Below are 12716 nucleotides of genomic sequence, written 5' to 3'. Positions count from 1 at the left end.
AGTTAGCCTGCTTTAATTGCTTTAGTTCATTACATTTTGGGGATTATCCTGCAACCAGGATTCAATATTGTCGAATACTGTATTGGCTCTTCTATAAAAAGCTTCTGGAGTGGCAAAGGCAACGTGAGGAGTTACCACTGTATTAGGGGCATTAAGCAGCGGGTGGTCTTGTGGAATAGGGGGTTCCATTTCAAATACATCAATACCTGCTCCGGCGATGTGGCCTTCTTTTAGGGCAGCTGCTAGTGCTTCATTATCTACAATAGGGCCTCGAGCTACATTGATGAAGATGCTTGATTCTTTCATTAGACTAATCTTTTCTTTATCTATCATTCCTTTAGTTTCTTCAGTATGGGGAAGATGTAAGCTTATTATATCAGATTCTTTCATTAGAGTATCTAAATTTACATATTCAAGTCCTAATTCTTTGGCCTGTTCTTTTTCAGATCGATTATATCCAAGTAATTCACATCCAAAGACCTTACCTATTTCAGCTACTCTTAGCCCTATACTTCCTGTTCCAATTATTCCTAACTTTTTTCCTTTGAGTTCATTACCTATTAATCCTGTTCTAGTTTTTCCTTTTCTGGTAGCAACATCACATGGAACCATATTTCTCATTACAGTGATCATAAATCCTATTGCTAATTCAGCTACTGAATGAGTTGAGTAACCAGGAGCATTACAGACTGTGACTCCCTGTTTTTGGCATGCTTCTAGGTCTATATGGTCTACTCCTGTAAAAGCAACAGAAATCAATTTAAGATTGGAACAGGCCTCAATAACTCTTTCAGATAAGGGTAAATTGGTAATGATTAATGCGTCAGCCTCGGAAGCTCTATCAATTATCACGTCTTCATCTTCAATTCTATTATCATAAGCTACAAATTCATGGTCTTGTTCTTCTAAGTTTGCTTTAAGCTCATTGATAATTTCCTCTTTGACTGCTAATGGCTCTAACATTACTATTTTCATTCTTATTCTCCCTCCTTAATAAAGAATACTCTAACTTATTACATTATTACAAGGCCAAGAGATAATTGTCCTGCAAAAAAATATTTTATCACATTTATTATTTGATTCACGTATAATGAAAATGTAATGCAATATATGAAATTGAGTAACATATTATAATAATAAATTAAAAGAGAGGTGTAAGATATGTGTGGTATTGCAGGCTGGATAGACTGGAAAGTTAATATGAATCAGCAGCGATCTATTGTAGAAGAGATGGGAAAGACTTTAGAATGCCGCGGACCTGATGAAAAAGGAGCATGGTTTACTGAAAATGTTGGTTTTGCTCATAGGCGGCTGATTGTAATTGATCCTGAAGGTGGAAAACAGCCAATGATAAAAAAACACCAAGGTAATACATATGTGATTACTTATAATGGAGAACTATATAATACGCAGGAATTGAGAAGAAGATTGAAGACTAAAGGATATGAATTTAATAGTCACTCTGATACTGAGGTACTACTTACATCTTATATTGAATGGGGAGAAGAATGTGTTAAACATTTAAATGGTATCTTTGCTTTTGGTATCTGGGATCAGAAGAGAGAGTCATTATATCTGGCCCGGGATCGGATTGGAGTTAAGCCGCTTTTTTATACTCAACAGCAGGATAGATTAATATTTGGGTCTGAATTGAAGGCATTGTTAGCCCATCCTGATATAGAAGCAGAGATTGATACTGATGGATTGGGTCAGATCTTTGTCATGGGGCCGGCCCGGACTCCAGGTAATGGCGTTTTTTGTGGAATAGATGAAGTAAAGCCGGGACATTATCTAGTTTATGATCGTGATGGGTTAAGAAAGTGTCAATATTGGAATCTAGAAAGCAAACAGCATACAGATACTGCAGAAGAGACGGTGCATAGGGTAAGAGAATTATTTGTAGATACAGTTGAACGTCAATTAGTATCTGATGTCCCTATCTGTACTCTGTTATCCGGTGGTCTTGATTCCAGTGCTATTACAGCAGTAGCCAGTAAAGCATTACAAGAGGCTGGTAAGGGACAGTTGCATACTTATTCGGTAGATTATGAAGGAAATGATGAACATTTTGAGTCTAATGAATTTCAGCCAGATGCTGATAATGTCTGGGTAGAACGCGTTTCTAACTACCTAGGGACTAAGCATCATTCTGTAATTTTGGATAATTCCCGGCTGGCAGAAATGCTGCCGGCAGGAGTTACTGCCCGGGATCTGCCGGGGATGGCTGATATAGATACGTCGCTTTATCTCTTTAGCCGGGCGATTAAAGAGGACTTTACTGTGGCTGTTTCCGGCGAGTGTGCCGATGAAATTTTCGGTGGATACCCTTGGTATCATAGAGAGGAAGCACTGCAGGCTGATACGTTTCCCTGGTCGCGGAACCTAGAGGATAGAGTTAGGCTCTTAGATAATAACTTGGCTGCCCGAATTAAGCCGCAGGAATATATGCAGGCTAAGTATCAGCAAGCGTTAGAAGAAGTGCCTCGATTGCCGGGTGAAGAAGGGAAAAATGCCCGGATGCGGGAAATGTTTTATCTCAATCTCACCCGCTGGATGCCGACGTTGTTAGACCGCAAAGATCGAATGAGTATGCTTACTGGTTTAGAGATTAGAGTTCCTTTCTGCGACCATCGGCTTGTGGAGTATGTCTGGAATATCCCCTGGTCGATGAAGAATTACGGCGGTAACCGCAAGGGGATTTTGCGGGAGGCTCTAAAGGGAATTCTGCCTGAGGATGTGCGGCTGAGACCAAAGAATCCATATCCTAAAACCTTTAATCCCGACTACTTTGCAGCAGTAAGGGATTGGCTGTTAGAGATTCTAGATACCCCTAATGCTCCTTTACTTGAATTAATAGATGTGGCTGCTGTACGAAAGTTAACTAAGGCAGATCAGGATTTCGATATTCCCTGGTTTGGGCAGCTGATGCGCCTACCGCAGCTATTTGCTTACTTAATTCAGGTTAATACCTGGCTAGAAGAGTATAATGTCAGTATTAAGTAGTCTGTATATAGGTTTCTCCTGCTTAGCAGGGGAAGCCTTTTTTGTTACTTCTCATGTGAGGTATTTAATAAAAAGTGGATATTTCCTTGACAGAAGCCGGGATAACCGCTATAATTAACGTAGAGATAACATAAGTATAACACTAACACCGAATGTTGTTTGGGGTGAAGGATAACTAACAATAAACGGAGGGGATAATTATGTGTTGCACTACTAATGGTCAGAAGGAACTTGGCAGACGGAAGATGTATGATCGACGTAGATCTGGTATAGGTAAGCTGTATCATCAAAAAATGAGAGATCGCAATAAACCGATATTTCATCAGTTGGCGACAGAATGCAACTGTGGTTAAGTTGATAGAAGTGAAATATAATCGGATATAAGGAGTGGAATTATGTTAGATAAGAATTATCAGAAAGTAATTTATAAACTTCAAAATTGGATACAGGACAAGGTGGAATCAGCAGGCTGTCAGGGGGCAGTGGTTGGGTTATCTGGCGGAATAGATTCATCGGTAACAGCAGTCTTGTCCAAGATGGCTTTTCCTAAACGAACCTTAGGGTTGATTATGCCCTGTGAAAGTAATTCGCAGGATCGGCGCGATGCGCAATTAGTAGCTGATGAGTTTGATATCGATTATGAAATAGTAGATCTGAATAATACGCTTAATACATTATTGTCTGCGGTGGATAATTTTGATGATAAAATGCCTAAGGCTAATATAAAGCCTAGATTGAGGATGACAGTCTTATATTATTATGGCCAATTAAGAAATAGTCTAGTTATTGGCACCGATAACCGTAGTGAATTAAAGTTGGGTTACTTCACTAAGCACGGTGATGGAGGGATTGATTTAGCTCCAATGGGTAATCTGGTAAAAACAGAAGTTAGGGAGGTGGCTAAGCTGTTAGAAATTCCGAATAGAATCATCAATAAAGCTCCTTCGGCTGGATTATGGGCCGATCAGACTGATGAGTCAGAGCTGGGTCTTAGCTATGAAGAGATAGATCGTTATATTTTAACTGGCGAAGCCGATGAACAGGTTAAGAGGAAAGTAGAAAGTTTAGCGGAGGAGAATAGTCATAAGCTGCAGCTGCCCCCAATTCCTGAGTTTTAAGCTGGGATTAACTATACCTGTCGATGTTAGGTTTATGTCAAATATAGATTAAATCCTGATTTTCACTTGACAAATGGCGTGGTAGTCCTTATAATTAACATAAAGATAACATGAAACTTACACTAAATTGAAATAAGGAGGAGTTAAAAGATGAGTAGTATGACTAAAGAAGATGTATTACAGAAAGCAGAGGAGTTGGATGTTAAGTTTATTCGCTTACAGTTTACGGATATTTTAGGAGTAGTTAAGAATGTAGCTATTACAGTAGATCAATTAGAGGAAGCGCTAGAAGGAGAGATAATGTTTGATGGTTCATCAATTGACGGTTTTACTCGGATTCAGGAATCGGATATGTACCTTAAGCCGGACTTCAATACATTTACTATCTTTCCCTGGCGGCCTGAAGCCGGCGGGACAGTAGCACGATTGGTCTGTGATGTCTATAATCCTAACGACGAAGCTTTCGCTGGTGGGCCGCGGAATGTACTAAAGAAGGTCTTAAAAGAAGCAGAAGAAATGGGTTATACCATGAATGTAGGGCCAGAACCGGAGTTCTTCTTATTCGAAAAGACGGAGGATGGTAGAGCTACTATAGAAACACATGACCAGGGAGGCTACTTCGATTTGGGTCCTGTAGATTTAGGCAATGATGTTCGTCGAGAGATAGTCTTGACTTTAGAGAAGATGGGCTTTGAAGTAGAGGCTTCCCATCATGAGGTAGCACCGGGGCAGCATGAGATTGACTTTAAATATGAAGAGGCTCTGCGGACGGCTGATAATATCGCTACTTTTAAATTTGTGGTTAAATCGATTGCTAATCAATATGACGTACATGCGACTTTTATGCCGAAGCCGATCTTTGGAGAGAATGGTTCCGGAATGCATGTTCACCAATCTTTATTTGAAGGCAGCGAAAATGCCTTTTATGATGAAAGCGATGAGTTAGGCTTAAGCCAGACGGCAAAATACTATATCGGTGGTTTATTAAAGCATGCTCAAGCGCTAGCAGCAATTACTAATCCAACAGTTAATTCTTATAAACGCTTAGTACCTGGCTATGAAGCACCAGTCTATCAGGCATGGTCTAGTGCTAACCGCAGTGCCTTGATTCGAATACCATCGGCTAGTGGAGTAGGAACCCGTTTAGAGCTTAGAAATCCAGACCCTACAGCTAATCCTTATTTAGCAATTGCTGTGATGTTAAAGGCAGGGCTAGATGGAATTAAAAACGAGATTGAACCGCCGACAGAGGTCGTGGAAAATATTTATGATATGACTGCTGAAGAGAAAGAGGAGTTAGGTATTGAAAGCTTACCTGTCAATATTAATCAGGCAGTACAGGAACTACTGGCTGATGAAGTAATCCAGGATGCTCTAGGTGATCATGTCCTCAAACACTTTGTTGAGGCTAAGCAGATAGAGTGGGATGATTATAGAACTTCTGTCCACCAGTGGGAGTTAGATAATTATTTAGAGACATTTTAAGTAAGTTAAGCCCTAGGTAACAAGGCAGAGGATGATAAGTAGTCAGTAGAGAGTAATTGCTTCTCTGTCTTGGCCCTGATTTAAGAATAATGAGAATAAATAATGAATGGTTAGTAAAGAGGAGGAAAGATAATGAGTAGAAGAGTAGCTCTATTAATGTTGTTAGTTTTGATGGTAGTTTTACTGTCGCCTACAGCTCTGGCAGCGACAACGGCTGAGAGTAATGCAGTAGCGATTGATACTACCTGGACTTTATTGGCAGCTTTCTTAGTCTTCTTTATGCAGGCTGGTTTCGCTATGGTAGAAGCCGGATTTACACGGGCTAAGAATGCAGGAAATATTATTATGAAGAATATTATGGATGTTTCTATTGGAGCGGTTGTCTATTGGATCTGTGGTTTTGCCTTTATGTTTGGTGTAGGGAATAGCTTTATTGGCCTAGACGGATTCTTTTTAAACGGTAGTTATGAACATCTCGGGTTAAACATTCCTTTAGAGGCTTTCTGGGTCTTTCAGTCTGTTTTTGCTGCTACAGCAGCAACAATTGTTTCTGGTGCAGCAGCAGAAAGAACTAAGTATACTGGCTATCTAATCTACAGTATTGTAATTAGCGGAGTCATTTATCCGGTAGTTGGCCACTGGATTTGGGGTGGGGGTTGGTTATCAAATATGATTGACTTTGCTGGCTCGACAGTTGTTCACTCAGTAGGCGGTTGGGCTGCTCTGGCAGCGGCAATAGTTTTAGGACCGCGGTTAGGTAAGTATAATAAAGATGGTTCAGCCAATGCTCTTCCCGGCCATAATTTATTAATGGCAGCTTTAGGAGTCTTTATTCTCTGGTTCGGCTGGTTCGGCTTTAATACCGGTAGTACTGTGGCCGGAACTGATTTAAGTATTGGCTCGATTGCAGTGACTACTAATCTAGCAGCAGCTGCAGGAGTAGTTTTAGCCATGCTTACTAGCTGGATTAAATATGGTAAAGCTGATGTCAGTATGACGCTTAACGGTGCTCTGGCCGGATTAGTAGGAATTACTGCCGGTACTGCTGCAGTTGATAATGTAGGAGCAGTTATTATCGGTGCATTATCAGGAATACTTGTAGTTTATGCAGTCGAACTTATAGATAAATTACAGGCTGATGATCCAGTTGGTGCAGTAGCGGTCCACGGTGTCTGTGGTGCTTTCGGTACCTTAATGGTAGGTCTATTAGCAACTGACGGTGGCCTATTTTATGGCGGGGGATTGAACCTATTATTAACCCAGGCGAAGGGAGTTATCAGTGTAGCAGTCTGGACCTTCTCTACTTCCTATATTCTCTTTAAGGCTGTTGATTTGACTATCGGTATGAGAGTATCCGAAGAAGAAGAGAAGAGAGGATTGGACTTAACGGAGCATAACTCTGTTTCCTATCCAGACTTTGTCCCACTGCATGCCAAAAAGAGTATTAAAGTCAGTAAGCAAGAATAGGGCTAAAGGAGTGATGATATGAAAAAAGTAGAGTGTATTATTAGACCGGAGAAGTTAGAAGAGTTAGTAGTAGCTGTAGAACAGTTAGGAATTAGCGGTCTGAATATTACCCAGATCGCTGGCTATGGTAACCAGAAAGGTCAGACGGATACTTATCGCGGAGTAGAGTATGAGGTGAAATTTAAAGAGAAGTTAAAGGTAGAAATTGTTGTAGACGAAGAGAAAGTTGAAGACTTAGTAGATAAAATCCTGTCAGCAGCTAGAACTGGTGAAGTAGGCGACGGTAAAATATTTATTTATTCTATTGAAGAAGCAGTTCGAATTAGAACTAAAGAAGTCGGAAAAGAAGCAATTTAAGCTCTAGCCCCAGGATAAAACCTGGGGCTTTTTGTATTATAAAACTTACTTGCAATTAATGAAAAAATATTATATAATTATTATACTCTAAAAATGAAAACTAATTTCATATTATGAAAATAAAACTGATCAAAGTGAGAGGTGAAGTAGATGAGAGGAAGTAGACCACAAGAAAAGATAATGTCAGGCTGTGCTATTAGTGGTATTTTGAATCGAAAAGGAAACAGATTTTCTGGGGCAGAGATTATGGAGTCTATTGCTTTGATGCATGAGAGGTCCAATGGATTAGGTGGCGGGTTTGCTGCTTACGGGATCTATCCTGAGTATGAGGATAAATATGCTGTTCATATGTTCTATGATGACTTAACAGCTAAGGAGGAGGCAGACCACTTTCTAAATCGCCACTTTAGCATTACAATCAGTGAGAAGATTCCAACAAGAGAAGTAGAGGTTATTAATAATCCACCGATTATCTGGCGTTACTTTGTTGAACCAGACCAGCAGAAGTTAACATCTGCTGGTTTAACAGAAGATGAATATGTAGCCCAATGTGTGATGAATATTAATGCTAATTACCGTGGTGCTTTCGTTGTTTCTAGCGGTAAGAATATGGGTGTCTTTAAAGGAGTTGGGTATCCTGAAGATATAGGTGAGTTTTATCAGTTAGAGGAGTATAAAGCTTATTTATGGACAGCACATGGTCGGTTCCCTACTAATACACCAGGCTGGTGGGGCGGAGCCCATCCCTTTACTCTGTTGGATTGGTCTATTGTCCATAATGGTGAGATCTCTTCCTATGGGGCCAATAAACGCTATTTAGAGATGTTCGGCTATGAATGTGCAATGCAGACTGATACAGAAGCAATTACTTATCTGTTCGATTTGATGTTAAGAAAGCATGACCTACCTTTAGAAGCAGCAGTTAAAGCTGTAGCTGCTCCGTTATGGAGTGAGATTGAGCGGATGGATGAAAAAGAAGCCAAGATTGCTAAAACGATTCGTACTGTTTATAGTAGTGCTTTATTGAATGGACCATTCTCTGTTATTTTAGGCCATAAAGATGGTTTTATTGCTTTAAATGATAGAATTAAGTTACGTCCCTTAGTTGTGGCTAAAGATGATGAGAGAACCTATGTTGCTAGTGAAGAGTCAGCTATTCGCCAAATCTGTTCTAATCCAAAGGAGATTCGAACACCGAAAGGCGGCGAAGCAGTAATTGGATTATTAGAAGGGAGGCAAGGAGTATGAGTCTAAATTTAAAGAATCCGGAATTTATAGTTGAACGCAATATGGATAAATGTATTGAATGTCAGGTCTGTGAGCGTCAGTGTGCCAATGAAGTCCATTGGTATGATGAAGATTTAGAAAAGATGCGGGCAGAAGATATTAATTGTGTTAACTGCCATCGCTGTGTAGCACTCTGTCCAACTAATGCTTTAGTAATTAAAGAATATCCACTGGAGTATAAGCAGAATAGTAACTGGACAGAAGAAATGATTACTAATATACAGAAGCAGGCAGATACTGGCGGAATTTTATTGACAGGAATGGGTAATCCTACAGATAAAAAGATCTATTGGGATCATATTCTATTGAATGCTAGTCAGGTAACTAATCCTTCTATTGACCCGCTACGAGAGCCGATGGAGTTAAAGACTTATTTGGGCCGCAAACCGGACCAAATAGAATTTAACGAAGAAGGAGAAGTTGAAGATTTACCGCCGCAGTTAGAGTTAGAAACTCCGATTATGTTTGGGGCTATGTCTTTTGGCTCCATCAGTATCAATGCCTGTAAGGCTTTAGCCCAGGCAGCTAGTGAAATGGGTATGATGTATAATACCGGTGAAGGCGGATTGCACGAAGATTTATACCAGTATCGGGATAATACTATTGTGCAGGTAGCTTCTGGACGTTTTGGAGTCCATCAGGAGTATTTAAATGCTGGAGCAGCAATTGAGATTAAGATTGGTCAGGGAGCAAAGCCAGGTATCGGCGGCCATCTGCCGGGAGAGAAAGTAGGTAAAGAAGTATCTGAGACGCGAATGATTCCTGAAGGTTCTGATGCCTTATCACCAGCACCGCATCATGATATTTATTCTATTGAGGATCTACGTCAGTTAATCTATGCGTTAAAGGAAGCAACTGATTATGAAAAGCCGGTGTCGGTTAAGATTTCAGCCGTTCATAATGTAGCAGCTATTGCTGCTGGAATTGCTACTGCTGGTGCTGATATTATTGCTATTGACGGCTATCGGGGTGGTACAGGTGCAGCTCCGACAATGATTCGAGATAATGTCGGGATTCCGATTGAATTGGCCTTAGCTGCTGTGGATGATCGGTTACGTGAAGAAAGGTTGCGAAATAATGTTTCTTTGGTGGTAAGCGGGAGTATCAGAAATAGTGCTGATATAGTAAAGGCTGTAGCATTAGGAGCTGATGCTGTTTATGTTTCTTCGGCAGCTTTAGTTGCTTTAGGCTGTCATATGTGTCAGAAGTGTTATACAGGTAAGTGTAACTGGGGAATTGCTACTCAGGAGCCTGAATTAGTCAAACGATTGAATCCAGAACTTGGTGTTAAGCGGGTCAAGAATTTGATTGAAGGCTGGTCCCATGAAATTAAAGAGATTTTAGGAGGGATGGGTATCAATGCCCTAGAGAGTCTACGTGGAAATCGATTAATGCTGCGGGGAATGGATTTAACAGAAAAAGAGTTAGATATTCTAGGCATCAAGCATGCTGGTGAGTAAGTTAAGACTGAAACTGATAAGCGAGGAGGAGATGTAATGAAACGAGTCTATGCTAAAGAGGAATACTGTCTGGGCTGTAGGCTCTGTGAAGTTTACTGTGTTACTAATCATTCTGAATCACAGGATATAATTAAGGCCCATAAATTAGAAAAGATTACACCGCGGGTAGTAATTGAATCTAAAGGAGTACTTTCACTGGCGCTACAGTGCCGCCATTGTGAAGAAGCTGACTGCACGAGAGCCTGTATTACTGGAGCACTGCAGAAGGATCCTAAGACAGGTGAGATAACTTATGACCAGGATAAATGTGTAGGCTGCTGGACCTGTATTATGGCTTGTTCCTATGGAGTAATTCAAAGAGATGAAGCTGGCCAGAAAGTAATTTCTAAATGTGATCTCTGTGGTGAAGAGGAAGAAAGTGAACCAGCCTGTGTGACAAACTGTCCAAATGGTGCTTTAGTATTTGAAGATAGAGGTGAGTAGGAGGTGGATAAAATGGATTATGTAATTATTGGCAATTCAGCAGCAGGGGTCGGAGCTATTGAAGGAATTAGAGAGATTGATGCAGCTAGTAGAGTAACAGTGATTTCTGATGAACCCTATCATACTTATTCGCGTCCACTGATTTCTTATTATTTAGCTGATAAAGTAGATTGGGAGCAGATGAAGTTTCGTTCAGACGACTTTTATGCTGAAAATAATGTTGAGACTAAATTGGGTGTGAAGGCTACAGGAATCAATGAAGCAGCTAACAGTGTTAACTTGGCTAATGGTGAAGAAGTAGGGTTTGATAAATTATTGGTAGCTACTGGAGGTACTCCTTTTATTCCACCACTGGAAGGGATAAATAAGGATAACATCTATAACTTTATTAAGGTAGATGATGCTGAATCTATTGCTGGGGAGATTAAAGACTTAGAAACAGGCAAGGTTGTAATTTTAGGTGCTGGCTTAATCGGATTGAAGGCAGCGGAAGCGCTAGTTAAACAGGGCTTAGAAGTAACTGTTGTAGAGTTAGCTGATCAAGTTTTAAGTGCTATTTTAGATAAGGAAGCGGCCAAGTTAGTTCAACAGCATCTTGAAGCGAAAGGAATTAACTTTATATTTGAGGATACAATTGCTGAATTTCTCGGTGGTGAGAAAGTTACAGGAGTTAAATTAGAATCAGAACAGAAATTAGATTGTGATTTAGCCGTAGTAGCAGTAGGAGTAAGACCAAATACAGAAATAGTAAAAGAAACAGATATAGAAGTGAATCAGGGAATTATTGTCAATGATCGATTAGAAACAAATACAGAAGATATCTATGCTGCCGGAGATGTAGCTGAAGGTGAGGATTTAGTGCGCAAAATGAAAAGTGTAGTTCCTATCTGGCCTGATGCTTACAATCAAGGTCGGACAGCCGGAATGAATATGGCAGGAGTTGCAGAAAAATATGCAGAAAGCTTTCCCCGCAATTCTATTGGATTCTTTGGACTGCCGATGATTACTGCTGGAATTATTAATCCGGACGGTAAGGAGTATGAAGTCTTAGTCACTAAGGATGAAGACAAGAAGGTTTATAAGAAGATAGTTCTGCGGGATGATCGAATTGTAGGCTTTATTTACCTCAATGATATCGACCGGGCTGGAATTTTGATCGATTTAATTAAAGAAGAAAAGAATATTGCTGAAGTTAAGGATCAGTTATTAAGTGATGACTTTGGGTATCTTTCTTTTGATAAAGGTTGGCGTCAAGAAAGATTAGCAAAGTAAGGATAGGAGGGAACAAGATGGCTACGATAGATGCAGCTGGTGTCTATTATAAAGAACTGAATAAAGAGGTTAAAGAGTTACTTAAGAGTGGCGAAACAGAGATTACTTTAGATAATGTTAACGGCCAACGTTATATCGGCGATGGCTTGGAAAGTAATGCTAAATTGATAATCAACGGTACGCCGGGAAATGATTTGGCAGCTTTTACTAATGGAGTAGAAATAGTTGTTAACGGCAATGGTCAGGATGGTATTGCTAATACTATGAACGGTGGTAAATTAGTAATTAACGGCCAGACAGGGGATACTTTAGGCTACAGTATGCGCGGCGGTGAAGTCTATGTTAGAGATAGCGTCGGTTATCGAGTAGGAATTCATATGAAGGGCTATCAGGATAAACAGCCGACAATCATTGTCGGCGGTACGGCTGGTGACTTTTTTGGTGAATATATGGCTGGAGGACGTTTGATTCTGTTAGGGCTTGACCGGCAAGCTGATGAACCGATTATCGGTAATCATGTAGCAGTTGGAATGCATGGGGGAGTCATCTATATTAGAGATGAAATTGAAGATTACTTAACAGGGTTGGAAGTAAAAGTTACGGAAGCTACTCCAGCTGATAGACAGGAGATTAGGAATTCCTTAACAGATTATTGTCAGCAGTTTAATCTGGATTTAGAGGAAATAATGGAGGCTAAATTTTCTAAGTTGATTCCGGTCTCTCATCGGCCGTATGGTAATATGTATGCTTATTAATGAATAATTCCTAATTAAATTGCATTTTT

Annotated in this window: 12 protein-coding genes; 11 read left to right on the top strand and 1 reads right to left on the bottom strand. The window is 40.1% G+C overall.

Translation table 11 applies throughout. From position 1 onward, the window contains the following. Positions 1-21: 21 nt before the first annotated feature. A complete protein-coding gene (locus tag acear_RS09415; RefSeq protein ID WP_013278784.1) occupies positions 22-975 on the bottom strand; it encodes a 2-hydroxyacid dehydrogenase in 954 nt (317 codons plus the stop codon). A 186-nt stretch (positions 976-1161) separates the two neighbouring features. Between acear_RS09415 and asnB the strand changes: the two genes are divergently transcribed. From asnB to acear_RS09365, 11 genes are all read left to right on the top strand, one after another. Continuing rightward, on the top strand, positions 1162-3003 hold the full coding sequence (asnB, locus tag acear_RS09410) for an asparagine synthase (glutamine-hydrolyzing) (RefSeq protein ID WP_013278783.1): 1842 nt from the start codon (positions 1162-1164) through the stop codon (positions 3001-3003). 200 nt (positions 3004-3203) lie between these two features. After that, positions 3204-3356 carry a hypothetical protein gene (locus acear_RS12595; RefSeq protein WP_013278782.1) on the top strand — a complete coding sequence of 51 codons (153 nt, stop codon included), beginning with the start codon at positions 3204-3206 and terminating at the stop codon, positions 3354-3356. Positions 3357-3398: 42 nt separating this feature from the next. Next, entirely contained in the window at positions 3399-4121 is a 723-nt protein-coding gene (locus acear_RS09405; protein ID WP_013278781.1) for an NAD+ synthase, read from the top strand. Positions 4122-4271: 150 nt separating this feature from the next. Then, positions 4272-5606 (top strand): type I glutamate--ammonia ligase, encoded by a 1335-nt coding sequence (glnA, locus tag acear_RS09400; RefSeq protein WP_013278780.1) that lies wholly within the window; start codon positions 4272-4274, stop codon positions 5604-5606. A 132-nt stretch (positions 5607-5738) separates the two neighbouring features. Next, entirely contained in the window at positions 5739-7073 is a 1335-nt protein-coding gene (locus tag acear_RS09395) for an ammonium transporter (protein ID WP_013278779.1), read from the top strand. An 18-nt stretch (positions 7074-7091) separates the two neighbouring features. Then, positions 7092-7430, top strand: coding sequence for a P-II family nitrogen regulator (locus acear_RS09390; protein WP_013278778.1), 339 nt, complete (start codon positions 7092-7094; stop codon positions 7428-7430). A gap of 150 nt (positions 7431-7580) precedes the next feature. Then, entirely contained in the window at positions 7581-8678 is a 1098-nt protein-coding gene (locus acear_RS09385) for a class II glutamine amidotransferase (RefSeq protein WP_013278777.1), read from the top strand. Then, the gene (locus acear_RS09380; RefSeq protein ID WP_013278776.1) at positions 8675-10177 is read left to right on the top strand and encodes an FMN-binding glutamate synthase family protein; all 1503 of its coding nucleotides are present in this window, start codon (positions 8675-8677) and stop codon (positions 10175-10177) included. The genes acear_RS09385 and acear_RS09380 overlap by 4 nt, the downstream gene beginning before the upstream one ends. 36 nt (positions 10178-10213) lie before the next feature. Then, positions 10214-10660, top strand: coding sequence for a 4Fe-4S dicluster domain-containing protein (locus tag acear_RS09375; protein WP_013278775.1), 447 nt, complete (start codon positions 10214-10216; stop codon positions 10658-10660). Positions 10661-10672: 12 nt separating this feature from the next. Further along, positions 10673-11932 (top strand): NAD(P)/FAD-dependent oxidoreductase, encoded by a 1260-nt coding sequence (locus tag acear_RS09370; RefSeq protein ID WP_013278774.1) that lies wholly within the window; start codon positions 10673-10675, stop codon positions 11930-11932. Positions 11933-11949: 17 nt separating this feature from the next. Beyond that, entirely contained in the window at positions 11950-12687 is a 738-nt protein-coding gene (locus acear_RS09365) for a GltB/FmdC/FwdC-like GXGXG domain-containing protein (RefSeq protein ID WP_013278773.1), read from the top strand. Positions 12688-12716 lie beyond the last annotated feature (29 nt).

The sequence above is a fragment of the Acetohalobium arabaticum DSM 5501 genome, assembly GCF_000144695.1.
GTDB classification, from domain to species: Bacteria; Bacillota; Halanaerobiia; order Halobacteroidales; family Acetohalobiaceae; genus Acetohalobium; species Acetohalobium arabaticum.
The sequence above is the reverse complement of the archived record's forward strand: the minus strand, read 5'-3'. Positions and strand labels throughout refer to the sequence as shown.